This window comes from Acinetobacter sp. H1(2024) (assembly GCF_046557555.1).
Taxonomy (GTDB): Bacteria; Pseudomonadota; Gammaproteobacteria; order Pseudomonadales; family Moraxellaceae; genus Acinetobacter; species Acinetobacter seifertii.
In genome coordinates this window covers 136206-152731 of record NZ_JBKGFO010000005.1, presented here as the reverse complement: position 1 = coordinate 152731, position 16526 = coordinate 136206, and the positions used below count along the sequence as shown (strand labels likewise).

16 protein-coding genes are annotated in these 16526 nt (G+C 37.8%); 9 read left to right on the top strand and 7 right to left on the bottom strand.

The window, feature by feature from the left end:
- Positions 1 to 33: 33 nt before the first annotated feature.
- Positions 34 to 957 (top strand): AEC family transporter, encoded by a 924-nt coding sequence (locus tag ACLCEG_RS14460; protein WP_410568022.1) that lies wholly within the window; start codon positions 34 to 36, stop codon positions 955 to 957.
- Between the two features lie 34 nt (positions 958 to 991).
- Here ACLCEG_RS14460 and ACLCEG_RS14455 read toward each other — a convergent pair whose 3' ends face one another.
- The 3 genes from ACLCEG_RS14455 to ACLCEG_RS14445 all read right to left on the bottom strand — a co-directional run bounded on the left by ACLCEG_RS14455 (position 992) and on the right by ACLCEG_RS14445 (position 3576).
- A complete protein-coding gene (locus ACLCEG_RS14455; RefSeq protein WP_304401302.1) occupies positions 992 to 1816 on the bottom strand; it encodes a tetratricopeptide repeat protein in 825 nt (274 codons plus the stop codon).
- 182 nt (positions 1817 to 1998) lie between these two features.
- Positions 1999 to 2709 (bottom strand): DsbC family protein, encoded by a 711-nt coding sequence (locus ACLCEG_RS14450; protein WP_004705753.1) that lies wholly within the window; start codon positions 2707 to 2709, stop codon positions 1999 to 2001.
- 144 nt (positions 2710 to 2853) lie between these two features.
- Positions 2854 to 3576 (bottom strand): YgfZ/GcvT domain-containing protein, encoded by a 723-nt coding sequence (locus tag ACLCEG_RS14445; RefSeq protein ID WP_200027387.1) that lies wholly within the window; start codon positions 3574 to 3576, stop codon positions 2854 to 2856.
- Between the two features lie 215 nt (positions 3577 to 3791).
- Between ACLCEG_RS14445 and ACLCEG_RS14440 the strand changes: the two genes are divergently transcribed.
- From ACLCEG_RS14440 to ACLCEG_RS14425, 4 genes are all read left to right on the top strand, one after another.
- A complete protein-coding gene (locus tag ACLCEG_RS14440) occupies positions 3792 to 4244 on the top strand; it encodes an SRPBCC family protein (protein ID WP_107972440.1) in 453 nt (150 codons plus the stop codon).
- 145 nt (positions 4245 to 4389) lie between these two features.
- A complete protein-coding gene (locus tag ACLCEG_RS14435; protein WP_347914059.1) occupies positions 4390 to 4746 on the top strand; it encodes a DUF488 domain-containing protein in 357 nt (118 codons plus the stop codon).
- Positions 4747 to 4835: 89 nt separating this feature from the next.
- Positions 4836 to 5180 (top strand): zinc ribbon domain-containing protein YjdM, encoded by a 345-nt coding sequence (locus ACLCEG_RS14430; RefSeq protein ID WP_019457546.1) that lies wholly within the window; start codon positions 4836 to 4838, stop codon positions 5178 to 5180.
- 210 nt (positions 5181 to 5390) lie between these two features.
- Positions 5391 to 5726, top strand: coding sequence for a YegP family protein (locus ACLCEG_RS14425; RefSeq protein WP_410568018.1), 336 nt, complete (start codon positions 5391 to 5393; stop codon positions 5724 to 5726).
- A 251-nt stretch (positions 5727 to 5977) separates the two neighbouring features.
- On the opposite strand, the gene ACLCEG_RS14420 is transcribed toward ACLCEG_RS14425, so the two are convergent.
- From ACLCEG_RS14420 to ACLCEG_RS14405, 4 genes are read right to left on the bottom strand one after another with little or no spacing between them, the layout of a single operon-like run.
- Positions 5978 to 7693, bottom strand: coding sequence for a proline--tRNA ligase (locus ACLCEG_RS14420; protein ID WP_212510941.1), 1716 nt, complete (start codon positions 7691 to 7693; stop codon positions 5978 to 5980).
- Positions 7694 to 7752: 59 nt separating this feature from the next.
- Complete coding sequence (locus ACLCEG_RS14415) at positions 7753 to 10851, bottom strand: efflux RND transporter permease subunit (protein WP_410568016.1); 3099 nt, start codon at positions 10849 to 10851, stop codon at positions 7753 to 7755.
- A 15-nt stretch (positions 10852 to 10866) separates the two neighbouring features.
- Entirely contained in the window at positions 10867 to 11985 is a 1119-nt protein-coding gene (locus tag ACLCEG_RS14410; protein ID WP_410568014.1) for an efflux RND transporter periplasmic adaptor subunit, read from the bottom strand.
- Between the two features lie 59 nt (positions 11986 to 12044).
- Complete coding sequence (locus ACLCEG_RS14405) at positions 12045 to 12683, bottom strand: hypothetical protein (RefSeq protein ID WP_213074401.1); 639 nt, start codon at positions 12681 to 12683, stop codon at positions 12045 to 12047.
- Positions 12684 to 12966: 283 nt separating this feature from the next.
- Here ACLCEG_RS14405 and pilG point away from each other — a divergent pair, with 283 nt between their 5' ends.
- From pilG to ACLCEG_RS14385, 4 genes are read left to right on the top strand one after another with little or no spacing between them, the layout of a single operon-like run.
- Positions 12967 to 13350, top strand: coding sequence for a twitching motility response regulator PilG (gene pilG, locus ACLCEG_RS14400; RefSeq protein ID WP_000389061.1), 384 nt, complete (start codon positions 12967 to 12969; stop codon positions 13348 to 13350).
- A 23-nt stretch (positions 13351 to 13373) separates the two neighbouring features.
- Complete coding sequence (locus tag ACLCEG_RS14395) at positions 13374 to 13736, top strand: PleD family two-component system response regulator (RefSeq protein ID WP_004705774.1); 363 nt, start codon at positions 13374 to 13376, stop codon at positions 13734 to 13736.
- A gap of 57 nt (positions 13737 to 13793) precedes the next feature.
- Positions 13794 to 14330, top strand: coding sequence for a chemotaxis protein CheW (locus tag ACLCEG_RS14390; RefSeq protein WP_004705775.1), 537 nt, complete (start codon positions 13794 to 13796; stop codon positions 14328 to 14330).
- Positions 14331 to 14376: 46 nt separating this feature from the next.
- Positions 14377 to 16458 (top strand): methyl-accepting chemotaxis protein, encoded by a 2082-nt coding sequence (locus ACLCEG_RS14385; RefSeq protein ID WP_151750186.1) that lies wholly within the window; start codon positions 14377 to 14379, stop codon positions 16456 to 16458.
- The last annotated feature ends 68 nt before the right edge of the window (positions 16459 to 16526 follow it).

Sequence of the window (16526 nt, the reverse complement as noted above, 5' to 3'; positions counted from 1 at the left end):
GTTTTTATTTTCAGATGAGTGAGGGAACATTCTGTGGTTTTTCAGGTAATTTTACCAATTTTGATTTTATTGTTGATGGGGTACTGTAGTGTCCTCATTAAATTGGTAACAGCTGAGCAGATTAGGGCCCTGAGCGCATTTGTTATTAAAATTGCTCTTCCTGCATTTTTAATTCAGTCTTTAGCCAATAAAAACTTACAAGAGATTTGGCACCCATCTTATTTTATTGCTTATGGTGGCGGCTCTTTAATCTTGTTTTTTCTTGCTTTTATTATTTATCGAAAGCTTTTTAAAAATAGCCTAACCCATAGTGCAGTCATATCGATGGGTGCTTCTATGTCAAATACAGGATTTATGGGTACCGCTATTTTGACCATGCTCATGGGTAGTCATGCTGCAATCTATATATCTTTAACTTTAATTATTGAAAATTTATTAATCGTCGCTTTAATGCTCATTTTGGCTGAAGCAGGATTACATCAACAGCAACAGCTTTTTCCTTTGCTGAAAAAGACATTTATTAATTTACTTAAAAACCCTGTAATTATTGCAATTTTGGTTGGCATGAGCTGTATTTTACTCGGCATTCATCTGCCTTCAAAACTTGGGCAAGCTTTAGAACTGTTAGGAAAGACAGCCTCACCTTTAGCATTATTTGCTATTGGCGGCAGTTTGGTTGGTATAGGAATTACCGCCGTGAATTTACAAAGTATATTGTTAGCTGGGTTTAATGTCATTCTTATGCCAGCTGTGATTTTTGGATTGTTTCTTTTATTGCCAAATGTAAGTCGTGAAATGCTTTATGCAGGAACATTAATTGCAGCGCTGCCGATGCCAATTGCTTTTGGTATTTTTGGGCAAGCATACGGTTTAAATGAAAGGGCATTAACACCTTTAATGATAAGTACCATTATTGGTTTTATTGGAGTAAGTGGACTTATCGCTTTGTGGTGGTAAAAGAAAAGCCCCATACGGGGCTATTGTTTCTTTGCTATTTTTTAGGTGCAGGCTGTGTAGGGGCGGCTGCAGCTTGTTTATTCTTCTCAGCAATAATCTTTTCGACTGAAGCTAAAGATTCTCTAGCATTAGGAACATTTTGGTTAGCAAGTTCAGTAAAAATCTGTTTTGCTTGAGGCAAGTTCTGAGGAATAATATTGCCATTTGCCATCATAGTCGCTAAAGCCATAGATGCTGGTGCATAACCTTTTTGTGCAATTGCTTGTAAAGCTTCAATGCCTTGGCGTTTCATGAGAGGGTTTTTATTTTCAACTCCTTGGCTAATATCATAAAGTGCTTTGACTTGAATAGCAGGGTAGTTTCCTTTTCGAATTAAAGGCGCTAGCTTTTGTAAAGCAATTTGATGAGATTGTGGCTTTTTCTGAGCAAATAAAATGGTCGCAATTTTTACCGTTGCATCATCAGAGCCTTGAGCTGATGCTTTTTGCACATATTGGCTAAATTTATTACTATCTTTTGCAACTCCTAATTCACCATTTTCATAAATCTGTGCAAGTCTATAACTGGCCTGAGCATAACCTTTGTTTGAAGCGTCTTCATAATATTTTAGAGCTTTGGCATTATCTTTAGGGGTGCCTTGTCCCATTTGCGTCATATAGCCTAAGTTATAGATCGCTTGAGCATTGCCTGTCTGCGCAAGGCGCTGCACTTCTTGGAAAGCAGCAGGATAATTTTTTGCCGCATACAATTGTTCAGCCTGTTTAAAGACATCATTTTTTGCCACAGATGCTGTAGTGTCTGCCGCAAAGATTGATGAACTTGAAATGGCGATTAGGCTGGCGATGAGTAATTTTTTCATTTCTTTTTAACCTTTTACTTCGTAGCTACATCATTCCGTTGATGTATTGAATCAACTCAACTTCTCATCATAAATAGTGATGCATGAAAGTAAACAGCCGATTTGTATATAAAACGATGTCTATAAAGCAAACTGTGGAGAAAAATGATATGCCACTCTAGCTAAGAGAGTGGCATATAGACTTATTTAACTGACTTAAGTAATGCTTCAATTTGTTTTGCATCACTTGGTACACCTGAGATTCTTTGTCCATCTTGCAAGAACAGGGTTGGTGTTCCATCGATATTTAATTTTTGGCCTAAAGCGATATTCTTTTGAATTGGGCTTGAGCAACTTTTGCTATTCGTCGGCAATTTGCGATTAAGCATATAGTTGGTCCAAGCTTCAGACGGATTCTTTGAACACCAGATTTGATTTGCAACTTTCTCAGCATTTGGGTGCAAACTGGTCAGCGGATATAAGAATACATATACCGTTACGTTATCCACCCCAACCATGTTTTGTTCTAAGCGCTGACAGTAAGGGCAATCTGGGTCACTGAAAATATAAAGAGTACGCTCACCTTTACCTTTTACATATTTTATCGCCTGATTTAGGGGGAGGCTTTTGACATCAATTTTACCCAATTCGGCAATTCGTTCTTCTGTCATATTTTTTTGTTGTTTGATATCAACTAAATTGCCTACAAAAAAGTATTTAGCATCTTGATTGGTATAAACAATACGACCGCTTGTATACACTTCATAAATACCTTGCACAGGTGATTGATAAACACCTTTTACAGGTAAGTCTGGATAATTTGTCTTCAGATTTTGTTCAAGTGTTTTCACATCAGCATGAGCAGAACCGAAAAAAGCCAAACTCAACATGAGTGTAGCAAGTTTAGTTTTCATATTTTTTCTCTTAGATTTCAACCTAGATTATGATGGCATAGAAAAATTAAAAAATTGATGCCCTAATTAAATGAATTTATTAGAATTTTGTATCTATAAAAAAGCCCATAGAGTCTCCACGGGCTTTTTATTTACTAAATATAATTACTGTGGTCTAGCAACATCACCACTTAATGCTTCTGGCAAATCGAGGACTTGAAGACCGAGTTCAGCTAGAGCGGCTGGTTTCGCAACTACTAACGCAATATATCCGTCAGTGGTTTGAGTACTATTTACTACTTCAATATCGTTATTTAATTGAGTAGCTGGAGTAGGGGCTTCACCTGTACCTTGAACTAGATGCAACCAGTGTTTGGGTTTTGCTTTAAACCAAAGGCGCGCCACAATTTCTTGACCTAAGTAACAGCCTTTATCGTAATTGACGCCTTCACGTTGATGTAAACGTAATTCTTGTGGTTGGAACTCATGTTCGGTCGCTTGAGCAATCCATGCTTGCCCCGTCATGATGGCTTGTTTTTGCCATTCGGAAACATCAGTTTCTGTAGAGCTGAACTCAGTGTGACCATTTACAACTTTTGGAAACACAGCGCCTTGTTCACTTAAAGTCATTTTTGAAAATGCGCCATATTTTTTAATATGCTTGGCGAACTCTTCAGCTTGATCTTGAGTAACAACAATCTCAAAACTTTCAGCATTCAGCTTTTTCAGCCACAGGCCAAAGTGAATACGGCCTTTAAGATCACAAATGGCTGTATAGCGTGTTTCATTTTCAGCTAAACGCTCAGTATCGACAGTCACTTGACCTTGTAAAAACTTCTGTGCATCTACACCGTTTAATGCATAAGAGGAGAAAGCGAGCAGACTCATGATTAATCTCAAATTCAATATGTTTCATTATGATTGCTGACTATTTTGCTCCATTTTTACTAAAAAATCAGCCTTAGTTTTCGTAATTTAGTTTTTGTTTAAAATAAGCTAACTAGGTTAAAAAAACACCAAAAATATACGTTAAAACATTTTCTAAAGTTTAAGCTAGTAAACATTATTTCTATAACTTAAATGGAATTAAAAATAAGGAGAAGATCATGGCAACAGGTACAGTAAAATTACATCGCGTATTTAAAGCACCCGCTGAACGTGTTTATCGTGCATTTCTAGACCCAGATGCTTTAGTTAAGTGGATGGCTCCTCACGGTTTTACTGCGAAAGTTCATAGTTTTGATTCAAATGTAGGTGGATCATACAAAATGAGTTTTACTAACTTTTCGACAGGATCAACACATTCATTTGGCGGAACTTATGTTGAACTCATTCCAAATGAATTAATTCGTTATAACGACCAATTTGATGATGCAAATTTACCTGGTACGATGCAGGTGACTATTACATTAAAAAGTGTATTAGTAGGTACAGAGGTGCATATTACCCAAGAAGGAATACCGGAAGTTATTCCTGTAGAGGCATGTTATTTAGGATGGCAGGAGTCTTTGTCGTTATTAACACTGTTAGTAGAAGCCGAAATCCCAGATCAGTAATCGTCTTTTTAAATTTGGGCACCCTAAAGAAAAAAGTGAGTAGAGAACTACTCACTTTTTTCTTTTTAATTACGATTAAAAGAGAACAAAATATTAAATGTGTTGATGAGGCCTAAACAATAAGGCTGTCTAGTGAGAAAAAGAGATGGAAATACACATTAAAAGAATTTATGAACATGTAAGTGCCAATGATGGAAAACGAATATTAGTTGATCGGCTATGGAGTCGAGGGATAAGTAAAGAAAATGCCCATTTAGATTTATGGTTAAAAGAAATAGCCCCCTCAACTGAACTGCGTAAGTGGTTTCATGTAGAGTCCTTAGAGCATTGGAGTGAGTTCAAACAGCGCTATTTAAAAGAACTAGAATCAAACCCAGCAGTTAAAGAGTTACAAGACATTGTGTCCAAGCATAAAGTTACTCTTTTATATTCGGCAAAAGATGTGGAGCATAACCATGCGATTATTTTAAGAGACTATTTATTAGAGGAAGAGAAGAAATGAATATATAAATTTTTTTTTGGTAAAAGCCTTTTATTTAAAACTTTAAAAAATGAATCATATCTCGCATAATATACTTTTTGAGATTTTTTATGTCTTTACCAAATTGCCCAAAATGCCAATCAGAATATACCTATCAAGACGGCGACTTATTAATTTGTCCTGAATGCTCACATGAGTGGAAGGAAGGGGAAGCTTCAATTGCTGATGAACAAGAAGTGATTAAAGATGCAAATGGTAATGTCTTGGCAGATGGTGATAGTGTCACTGTGATTAAAGATTTAAAAATTAAAGGTTCATCTTCGGTTGTAAAAGTAGGAACAAAAGTAAAAACAATTCGTTTAGTTCCAGATGCAAGTGATGGCCATAATATTGATTGCAAAATTGATGGTATTGGTCAGATGAAATTAAAATCTGAATTTGTAAAAAAAGCTTAATTTGTTAATTTTAATTACATTTTGGTAGAGGTACTCATGTAGCCTCTACCATTTTAACTTTCAACATCCTTATAATTTTATTACGATAATGTATAAAAAGTAGTCTATTCAAAGTTACACACCTCATTTATATTGTCATCAATAACAAATAACTTTCGTCCAGAATAATAACGAAAGTCATACCCACATCAACAAAAAAACGAGGTTCATATGGCAGGATGGTACAAGATTTCTCAAGCGAGTGATGGACAATATCGCTTTGTACTTAAGGCTGGTAATGGCGAAATTATTTTAAATAGTGAGCTATATAAAGCAAAAGCGTCGGCAGTCAATGGTATTGAGTCAGTTCAAAAAAATAGTGGTGACGATGGGCGATATGACCGTTTAACTGCAAAAAATGGAAAACCTTACTTCAATTTAAAAGCAGCCAATCATCAAATTATTGGTACGAGTCAGTTCTACGCGAGCGAAGCATCACGCGACAAAGGGATTGAATCGGTTAAAACCAATGGATCTTCGACAACCATTAAAGATTTAACAGTTTAAATTAGACGTAAATTTTATAAGATAATAAAAAAACTGCTTCTTTTTAGAAGCAGTTTTTTTATTTGAGGAAGATAGTACAAAATTTAATATTATGGGGACGGCATGGATACCGCCCGTATGGCTGCGGTAACATGGACGTACCGTCAGTCACACAAATGGTTTTGTTACTTTTGCCGAAACAAAAGTAAGGTATTGCCTATATAAATAACATTTGTATGCCACTACCATTGGAGGCAATGACATACATGTAATTAACGCGCTAACTTAGCTACAAGTTCTTCTTTAGTTAAATTGCTCGCTTCAGCATCGCGGCGACCTTTATATTCAAACGTACCAGCATCAAGACCTTTTTCACCGATCACGATACGGTGTGGAATACCCATTAACTCAAGGTCAGAGAATTTAACGCCTGGACGTTCGTTACGGTCATCAAGTAATACATCAAAACCTTGAGCTTGAAGTTCTGCATAAAGTGCTTCAGCTGCTTCAAGAGTACGAGGTGATTTGTGTGCATTCATTGGAACAATTGCGATTTCAAAAGGAGCAATCGCTTGTGGCCAAATAATACCTTTGTCATCGTAGTTTTGTTCAATTGCAGCTGCAACTACACGTGTCACACCAATACCGTAACAACCCATTGTTACTGTAAATGGCTTACCATCTTCACCTAAAACTTTACAACCTAAAGCTTCAGAATACTTAGTACCAAGCTGGAAAATATGACCTACTTCAATACCGCGTTTAATTTGGATCGTGCCTTTACCATCTGGAGATGGGTCGCCTTCAACCACATTACGTAAATCAAAGACTTCAGTGATTTGCGCATCACGTTCCCAGTTTACGCCCACAGCGTGTTTGTCAGCTTCATTTGCACCAGCAACGAAGTCAGAAAGAACAGATGCAGCGCGATCAACAATAACAGTTAAGCCTTTTTCAACTAAACCTTGTGGACCTGTAAAGCCAGCTGTTAAACCAAATGCTTGAAGTTGCTCTTCAGTTGCAAATGTAAGAGGGGCAGCAACTAAAGGATGTTTCTCAGCTTTAATTTCATTCAGTTCGTGATCGCCACGTAAGAATAGGGCAACCACAGGAACATTGCCTTTTTCATCAGCAATACCTTGAACCAATAATGCTTTTACTGATTGTTTAGGATCAGCATTTAAGAACTGGCAAACATCATCAATTGTTTTTTGGTTTGGTGTTTCAACCAATTTAAATTCTTGTGCAGGTGCTGCACGCTCACCAACTAAAACTGCCTCAGCCATTTCAACGTTTGCTGCATAATCAGATTCAGTTGAAAATGCGATGTCATCTTCACCACTTGAAGCCAATACATGGAATTCATGTGAAGCTGAACCACCAATCGAGCCTGTGTCAGCTTGAACTGGACGGAAGTCTAAACCTAAGCGAGTAAAGATACGGCTATAAGTGTCGTACATCACGTCATAAGTTTCTTGTAATGATTCTTGAGTTGCATGGAAAGAATAAGCATCTTTCATAATGAACTCGCGTGAACGCATTACACCAAAACGTGGACGAATTTCATCACGGAATTTGGTTTGAATTTGATAGAAATTTACAGGAAGTTGTTTATAACTTTTTAGCTCGTTACGTGCTAAATCGGTAATTACTTCTTCATGTGTAGGACCAAGCACAAACGGGTTGTCGTGACGATCTTTGAAGCGTAATAATTCAGGGCCGTATTGTTCATAACGACCTGATTCTTCCCACAAGCTTGCGGGTTGGGTCACGGGCATGAACACTTCCATAGCACCTGAACGATTCATTTCTTCACGAACAATCGCATCAACTTTTTTAAGCACACGTGTTCCCATCGGCAGCCATGTATATAAACCAGATGCCAATTTACGAATCATCCCCGCACGTAACATGAGCTGATGTGAAATCACTTCAGCATCGTTTGGGGTTTCTCTCAACGTTGCAAATAAAAAGCGGCTTGCGCGCATGGAAAAAGTCCTAAAAAGTTAAGCGTTATAAAAACGCAGATTATACGATAGTCGCTGCATTATGACATGAATCGTCGAGTTTGACGCAGCAGAAAGTTTTTCAAGTCATCCAGATAAGTGAAAATGACGGGTACAACTACTAGTGTCAACAGGGTAGAGGTGATTACTCCACCAATAACAGCATGAGCCATTGGTGCACTTTGCTCTCCACCTTCACCCAAGCCTAGAGCTAATGGAACCATACCCATGACCATAGCACTTGTAGTCATTAAGATTGGGCGTAAACGGGTTTTACCCGCTTGTAAAATAGCATCATAACGACTTTCCCCATGTTCCATGGACTTTTTAATAAAGTCGATAAGTAAAATCGCGTTTTTGGTTACCAGCCCCATAAGCATAATGATGCCAATAATCGAAAATAGATTTAGGGTACTTCTAAACAAGAAGAGGGCAAGAAATACCCCAATCAATGACAGCGGCAAAGATGCCATAATCGCAGCTGGGTGAATAAAACTATTAAACTGAGAACCCAAAACAATATAAATAAATACAATGGAAAGCGTAATAGCAGTTAATGCATAACCTGCAGACTCGGCCATGTCGGCATTAGCTCCTTGGGTATTGAAGATATAACCAGCAGGCAACTTAAATGCTTTTTGCATTTTATCAATATCTTTACCGATATCTCCACTTGGGCGTCCAGATGTATTAGCTTGAATGAGTACTTCACGTTCAAGATCGCGTCGATTAATTTGTGACGCGCCGAGTTTTTCCTCAGTTGTTGCTACCGCACTCAATGGAACTAATATTGGTTGTCCATTTGCACCAGTTTTGTTTGAGTTGAGATATAGATTTTGGACGTCCTGAGGAAGCATGCGTTTGTCTTCATTTAACCGAATATTAACGTCATAGGTTTCGCCGTCACGGTCTTCCCACGTTGTGACATTATCGCCCGCAATTAAGGGACGAATCGCATTGGCAACTTGGGAAACAGACAAGCCTAAGTCACTTGCCAGTACACGATTAATATGAACACCTAAAGTTGGTTTTGGTTCTTTTAAAGAGCTTTCTAAATCGACTACACCTTTAATTTTGCCCATTTCAGTCATAAACCGATTTGAAATTTTTTGCAGCTCATTCAGGTCAGTTCCCTTAATGGAAATCATGATAGGTTTTTGACCACCAGAAACTGAATCTTGAGCAGCAGCAACGGAAGTAACATGAATGCCCGCTACGGTTTGCAAACGATCGCGGAACTCATTGTTGAGCGTTATTAAGTCTGAACTACGTTCTTGTTTTGGTTTTAAAGTCACTCCTAAGCCAGCATGGTTTTTCCCAGAGTTTATTGTGCTATTTGCAACCCCGTAAGTAGAAACAACATCGGGGAATTGCCTAATAATTTGATCGACTTGATGTAGTTTGGCTTGGGTATATTCCAAAGAGGAATCGACAGGAGTCTCGAACTGAATACGAATTTCGCCTTTATCAGGGACTGGTACAAATTCGGTTCCAATAAGCTTTGATAAACCTAAGGCCGCGACCAGTGAAGCAATCGCAATAATGATTGTAATAAAACGAAAGCGCAGAGCAAGCTTCAAAAGCTTTTCATAAATATGGGTAAGGCCATCTAATAATTTAGAAATACGATTAAAAAAACGTTGTAGTCGACTTTCTTTTTTCTTTACTGGGTCTTTCCAATGTGCTGAAAGCATTGGGTCGAGTGTAAAACTGATAAACATGGAAATAAGAACAGCTGTACTTACAGTTACCCCAAACTGGTAAAAGAAACGGCCAATTAAACCGCCCATGAAGGCAACAGGTAAAAATACTGCCACAATGGTAAGTGTGGTTGCGAGTACGGCTAAACCAATTTCTTTGGTGCCATCTAAAGCCGCGGTAACATGGTCTTTGCCAAGCTCTGTATGTCTAACTATGTTTTCTCGAACTACAATCGCGTCATCAATTAACAGACCAATACTCAGTGACAGGGCTAACAGCGTCATCATGTTAATACTGAAACCAAAAGCCCAAATGAAGGTTAATGTTCCCAGCAGGGTAATCGGTAAAGTTAAACCTGTAATGACTGTAGAACGGAAAGAACCTAAAAAGAGTAAAACAATTAAAACTGCTAAGCCTGCCCCTTCAAGAATGGTACGAACAACGTCTTTAATTGAAGCGCGAATACCTTTGGAGCTGTCTGCCACGACTTTATAATTTAAACCCGCAGGCATTTGAGCTTTTAGCTTCTCTAACGTTTGGTAAGTTTTATCGACGACTTGAATTACATTGGCATCTGAACTTTTTAAAATGTCGACTGAGACAGCCGTTCTTCCATTATAAAAAGCACTGGATTGCAGTTCGGCTTGAGTATCTTCAACAGTTGCTACTTGTTTTAAAAAAATAGGGGAACCATTTTTATTGGCAATAACCAAATCACCAAAACCAAAAGGATGAATAACTTTTGATTGAATCTGTACAACGAGTTCAGAATTCTTTTGCTGTAAAGTTCCCGCAGGGACTTCTATATTTTCATTTTTCAGTGTGTTAATAACCTGATCAATGCCAATACCGTAGCTTTGCAATTGTTCAGGATGGATTTTTATACGAATTTGACGTTTAGCATCGCCAAGTAGATTGACATTACCTACACCAGAAACGGTTTTAAGCTGAGGCACAATTTTTTTGTCTACGTATGAACTTAATTGAGCCAAGCTCATCGTATTCGACTCAAACAACACCGACATAATTGGGCTAGATGAAGGATCGTATCGTTGCACAATCGGCGTATCAATTTCATCACGAAATTGAGCGATAACTGGAGCAATTTTGTCGCGCACATCTTGTGCTGCAATTGCAGAAGAGGTATCAAGATTAAACTCGGCAATCACCATCGAAGACCCTTCACTTGAACGTGAAGTAATTTGTTTAATGCCTGAAATCGTGTTGATTTGGTCTTCGAGTTTTTTGGTAATATCTGACTCAACCGCTTCAGGTGAGGCACCAGCATATTGCGTGGTAACGACTACGAATGGGAAATCTATATTAGGAAACTCTTCAACCGTCATGCGTTTCCAAGAGGCTAACCCGAGTACCATTAAGCACAGCATCATCATAATGGTAAAAACGGGGTACTTCACACTGATTCGGGTAAACCACATAAGCTATTTGCTACCTTATTTATTTTTTTCGGCTGTAAGCGTTACTTTTTTATTAATGTCTGAGTCTTCAAACTGGATACGACTTACCTGATCTGTACTTTGTAAACCTTGTACCAACGCGATGTTTTCGTTGTAACGTTGCTCAACTACTCGAATTTTGACCTTTTGAATGGTTTGATTACGTATTACCCATACAAAAGGATCTTGTTGCAGATTTTGAATACTATCTAAAGGAATGGTTTGTCCTTGATTGCGATCATTTTGCAAAATAATGCCATTAATAAATGCGCCGATACTGAGTGAATCAATCGCTTCTTTAGGAGCTGCAAAGAATTCAATTTGTCGACTATCTTGGTCTGCTACAGGTGAGACCCGAGTCAGTATGGCATGTAATTGTTTTGAATTTCCCTGAATCTGATATTGAATAGAGCTACCCACTTTTAGTGCAGATTGTTGCTCAATAGGTAGCTTCGCTTGTATTTCTAATTCATCAGGATTAACGATTTCAAATAATGTTTGTCCAACCGATACAGTTTGTCCCGGTTCAACTTGTCGTTTAGTAATAACACCTGAAATAGGGCTCGTAATAATGCCATCTCGGTTAGCTTTTTTAGCAATATCAACATTCGCTTGCTGGGCTCTAACACTTTCAAGTTGACCCTTATAATCTACTTGACTCTGTTCAAACTCTACACGGGCAATAAAGCCTTGATTGAGTAATCTTTGTTTTCGATTCATCAAATTACGTGCAAGCTCTGCTTGTGCCTGAGCAGAAGCAAGATTAGCCTCAGCTTGAGCTAAACGTGCAGCATTATCTTGATTATTTAATCTGACTAATACTTGGCCTTTTTGTACTTTTTGACCTACATTTGCATTAACGGATGTTGCTGTCGCACTGACTTGAGCTTGAATAGAACTTTGTTGTACTGCACGAATAGTTCCTGTAAAAGAGGTCTGAGTAGCTACGGAGCCTTCTTTTATGGAAATTAAATCTTGAGGGATAAGTTCAATTTTTTTAGGTTCAGATGCTGTTGTTTTTGGTGCTTCTTGCTGATGACATGCAGCTAAAATCAAACTCAGGCTAATTAAGCTTAATTTAAAAAAAGTAGAAGGGGTAAGATGCGTTGTGCGCATACAGCATCATCCTGTAGTTCAAATTTTATTTTGCCCCTATTCTTGATAAAGCTGTGCGCTTATTCAAGCTTTTTTAAACGTTCGATAATATTTTCATACTCATTGTTGGTGTGATTATAATTTTTTGAAAGTAATTCAAGTGTTTGTTTAACCTTGAGAATATTGGTTAGATTGTTTTCAATCAATGCTTTAAGCCTCTCAGGAACTTTTTCACCTTTACGAAAATATTCCATTTCCTGACGTTTAAATAAAATTTTATCTTGTTGCAAGTGGTTGAGTTGTTCTTGCTGATAATTCATTTGTTTTTTAATTGCTAATAGAGCTTGGTCCCTTTTAATCACAGCAGTTTTACTATTGCTATATGCCTTTTTTAATTTGTTATCTTCTTCTCTGTATCGGGCTGATAATGCGCGTTGTGACGATTGATTTAGATCAGTCTCTGAATTATAGGGATGACTTCTTTTTATCACCTGCATATTTTGGTCGAGTGCTTCATAACCATGACGGATATGTGCAGGCGTTACGGATGTACTGATATTAGCAATCCCATGTTGGTCATAATAGCGATACCAAACAGCTTTAGGGGCATCATTTGCGGCAAACGTTGGGGAAGAGAAAAACAGTGCTCCACAAGAAGCAATGCCTATAAATATAGACAAGCAGTTCCTATAAAAGGCGTATTTCACCCGCTTATTCATAAAATTCCCCAAAAAAAGAAAGCTAAGCCACTTATTTTTAAATAGTTAATCTTAAATATATTAGTTATTATTTAACTGAATAAAAATATTAATATTATAAAAAAAATGATAATTTTTTCGAAAGTGTGATGAGGTTAAAAGTTATTGTTTATAAATGAGAAAGTAGACAAAAACCTTTCATTGAAAATAGAAGTATAGATATGTTAAAAATGCGTATAAATCTGTAAAAACAAATTTAAGTTAAATTGCATTTATATTTTATGTTATGGGGATGGAAGATTAAATGGAAGATGCGTTCCAAAATCTGAAAGTAATGGTTATTGATGACTCAAAAACTATTCGCCGTACAGCAGAAACATTATTGCAACGAGAAGGTTGTGAAGTGATTACTGCTGTCGATGGATTTGAAGCTTTATCTAAAATTGCTGAAGCGAATCCGGATATCGTTTTTGTAGATATCATGATGCCTCGTTTAGACGGTTATCAAACTTGTGCTCTGATTAAGAACTCTCAAAATTATCAGAACATTCCCGTTATCATGCTCTCAAGTAAAGATGGTCTATTTGATCAGGCAAAAGGGCGTGTGGTAGGTTCAGATGAATACTTGACGAAACCATTTAGCAAAGATGAATTGCTAAATGCGATTCGTAATCATGTAAGTTCATAATTAAGTAATTTAAGGGCAAAGAAATGGCACGTATTCTTATTGTTGATGACTCACCAACAGAAACTTATCGTTTTAGAGAGATCTTAACCAAGCATGGTTATGATGTACTTGAAGCATCTAATGGTGCGGATGGTGTAACTTTGGCAAAAGCAGAACAGCCTGATTTAGTGTTAATGGATGTTGTAATGCCTGGTGTAAATGGCTTTCAAGCAACACGTCAGATTACTCGTGATGAAGACACTAAGCATATTCCGGTGGTTATTGTGAGTACTAAAGATCAGGCAACTGACCGAGTATGGGGCAAACGTCAAGGCGCGCTTGATTACTTAATTAAGCCGATTGAAGAAAAGCAATTGATTGATGTAATTAAACAATTTCTAAATTAACTCATCCATCCATAAAAACATAAACGGCGGGTCTAAGCCCGTCTTATAGGATCGAGTATGGCCGCGAACGGATTTATCGAGTTACTTCGTTTATCTAAACGAGGTAATAAGAATTACGCTTCAGTCCAAAATGAAGCAGAGCGATGGTCAGGAATTGCTTTTGAAATGAGAGGGCAATACTTCGTCGCACCACTTGGGGAAGTGTCAGAAGTTATCTATCCACCAAAATATACACCTGTTCCAAATACCCAAAGTTGGGTAAAAGGATTGGCAAACATTCGGGGAAGGTTACTTTCGGTTTCAGACTTGGCACATTTTATTTCAGGGCAACGAAGTGCATTTTCGGCTGCCCAAAAAGTGTTATGTATTAGCCATCAAGATCAGTATGTGGGGCTGGTTGTTGATCAGGTTTTGGGGATCCAACACTTTAATAAAAAAAGCTTTTTTTCTCAAAGTTTAAACTTGGAGGAAAATTTAAAAGAATATTGTCAGGGGTATTTTCACCAGCATAATCAGCACTGGCACGTCTTTTTATTTAGTCGACTATTGCAAAACCCACATTACATGAATGCATCGACAAAATTTATAAACTAATTTTTATGCTGTTAATAAACAGTATATTTTTCTGGGGAGAAGCTGTATGGGCTTTAAACTTAAAAAGAAAAGTGGCAATCGTAGTGTAAACGAAAAATCGAATGTCAACTTTGTTGCGAAAATCCAGTCACAAATTGAGCAATATGCCAGTTTATTTGGGGAAAGTAAAAAGTCCAAGCCTATCCTTTATGTAGCATCTGTATGTTTAGTAGTAGCTTCAACTTCGCTTGCTTATTTATTCTATAGTGTACCTCGCCATAACGAATTAACACGTAGTATGGGTGAGCTGCGCTTATTATCACAAACCATTTCTAGACAGGCTACGGAAGCAACAGCTTCTGGATCACCTGAAGCGATGAAAGAGTTGGTTGCATCGCGTCAACTTTTTGCCAAAAATATAAAAAATGTCGAAGACATTTATGGTACATCTTCAAAAGAATACAAAAAAGTAGCTAGCCTGTGGAAATCTTTGGCTTATGACATTGATTTGATCTCGTCACAACAGGACGTAATTAACCAGTTATATAATATGAATATCTCGATTAGTGACTCTATTCCTGAGATTCAAGCTGAATATAACTTGATGGTTGATAAGATGGTTCGTGAAAAAGTATCAAGTAATCAGGTCGTGGTTGCTAAAAACCAGGTATTTATTGCGGAACGTATTCTACGATCTATTAACTCCGTTTTCGTTGGTACAGAGAACTCTGAGAACTCAGCGCATGACTTTAGTGTCGATATCGAGACTTTTGGTGTGTACTTAGATGCGCAGCTAAACGGAAATGCTGAATTAGGCGTAGCTAAAGTTGATTCTCCTGAAGTGCGTGAATCTTTGGAAGGTATTAAAACTGAGTACGATAAAGTTTTAAAATCTGCCGCGACATCAGTTCTTAAACATACCAACCAGATCGTAAACGTTCGTCAATCATCTAGTGAGATCTTCTCTCAATCTGATGCAATGTTAAACGCATTAGGCGATCTTTCAGATCAAACACAATACGGTTGGCAGGCTTTTGCATTAGTTGCATTGCTTACATTATCGCTTCTTGGCTTAATTGGTTCTGTCTTAAAACTTTTATCACTTCGTAGTAAAGCAGATAAGCAGCGTGTAGCGACATTACAAGAAGAATATGATCGTAACCAGAATGCGATTTTACGTTTACTCGATGAAATTGCCGATCTTGCAGATGGTGACTTGCGTTCATATGCAACGGTATCTGAAGACTTTACTGGTGCGATTGCCGATTCGATTAACTTTGCGATTGACCAATTACGTGACCTCGTATCTCGAATTCACGAAACTTCTCAAGAAGTTGCTCGTTATACACAAGATACTCAGAGCATTACTAACCAGTTAGCAGAAGCATCTGAGCACCAAGCACAAGAAATTGCGGGTGCATCAACTGCAATGAACGAAATGGCATTGTCTATTGACCAAGTATCTGCCAACGCTTCTGAATCTGCCAATGTAGCACAACGTTCGGTATCTATTGCATCTAATGGTGCACAAGTCGTAAACCGTTCTATTGAGGGTATGGATACCATTCGTGAACAGATTCAGGAAACTTCAAAACGTATTAAACGTTTGGGTGAGTCTTCACAAGAAATTGGTAACATCGTATCGCTTATTAACGATATTGCAGACCAAACAAACATTCTTGCATTAAATGCAGCAATTCAAGCATCTATGGCTGGTGAAGCAGGTCGTGGTTTCGCCGTGGTTGCCGATGAAGTCCAACGTCTTGCAGAACGTTCTGCTTCAGCAACTAAACAGATTGAAACGCTTGTTAAAACGATTCAAACGGATACCAACGAAGCCGTAATCTCGATGGAACAAACGACAACTGAGGTTGTACGTGGTGCTAACTTGGCGAAAGATGCGGGTATTGCACTTGATGAAATTCAAAAAGTATCGGGTGACTTGGCAAACTTAATTGCTAGCATTTCTGATGCTGCAAAACTTCAGTCAGCATCTGCGAGTCATATTGCCGCAACCATGACAGTCGTACAAGAAATTACTTCACAAACAACAACAGCAACCTTCGATACTGCTCGTTCTGTATCTGAATTGGCGAACATGTCAGAGTCATTACGTGAGTCAGTAACGGACTTTAAATTACCTGACTAAATTGGGGGATGAGAATAGCTATTCTTATAATAGCTATTCTTTTAAAAGTATGAGCAGCGCCAGACAAA

Excerpts from the sequence above, each read along its gene's own strand:
- pilG (WP_000389061.1), top strand. The coding sequence starts at position 12,967 with ATGGAAGATGCGTTCCAAAATCTGAAAGTAATGGTTATTGATGACTCA.
- ACLCEG_RS14415 (WP_410568016.1), bottom strand. The coding sequence starts at position 10,851 with ATGTGGTTTACCCGAATCAGTGTGAAGTACCCCGTTTTTACCATTATG.
- ACLCEG_RS14420 (WP_212510941.1), bottom strand. The coding sequence starts at position 7,693 with ATGCGCGCAAGCCGCTTTTTATTTGCAACGTTGAGAGAAACCCCAAAC.
- ACLCEG_RS14385 (WP_151750186.1), top strand. The coding sequence starts at position 14,377 with ATGGGCTTTAAACTTAAAAAGAAAAGTGGCAATCGTAGTGTAAACGAA.
- ACLCEG_RS14425 (WP_410568018.1), top strand. The coding sequence starts at position 5,391 with ATGGCAGGATGGTACAAGATTTCTCAAGCGAGTGATGGACAATATCGC.
- ACLCEG_RS14390 (WP_004705775.1), top strand. The coding sequence starts at position 13,794 with ATGGCCGCGAACGGATTTATCGAGTTACTTCGTTTATCTAAACGAGGT.
- ACLCEG_RS14455 (WP_304401302.1), bottom strand. The coding sequence starts at position 1,816 with ATGAAAAAATTACTCATCGCCAGCCTAATCGCCATTTCAAGTTCATCA.
- ACLCEG_RS14445 (WP_200027387.1), bottom strand. The coding sequence starts at position 3,576 with ATGAGTCTGCTCGCTTTCTCCTCTTATGCATTAAACGGTGTAGATGCA.
- ACLCEG_RS14410 (WP_410568014.1), bottom strand. The coding sequence starts at position 11,985 with ATGCGCACAACGCATCTTACCCCTTCTACTTTTTTTAAATTAAGCTTA.
- ACLCEG_RS14395 (WP_004705774.1), top strand. The coding sequence starts at position 13,374 with ATGGCACGTATTCTTATTGTTGATGACTCACCAACAGAAACTTATCGT.
- ACLCEG_RS14405 (WP_213074401.1), bottom strand. The coding sequence starts at position 12,683 with ATGAATAAGCGGGTGAAATACGCCTTTTATAGGAACTGCTTGTCTATA.
- ACLCEG_RS14450 (WP_004705753.1), bottom strand. The coding sequence starts at position 2,709 with ATGAAAACTAAACTTGCTACACTCATGTTGAGTTTGGCTTTTTTCGGT.
- ACLCEG_RS14430 (WP_019457546.1), top strand. The coding sequence starts at position 4,836 with ATGTCTTTACCAAATTGCCCAAAATGCCAATCAGAATATACCTATCAA.
- ACLCEG_RS14435 (WP_347914059.1), top strand. The coding sequence starts at position 4,390 with ATGGAAATACACATTAAAAGAATTTATGAACATGTAAGTGCCAATGAT.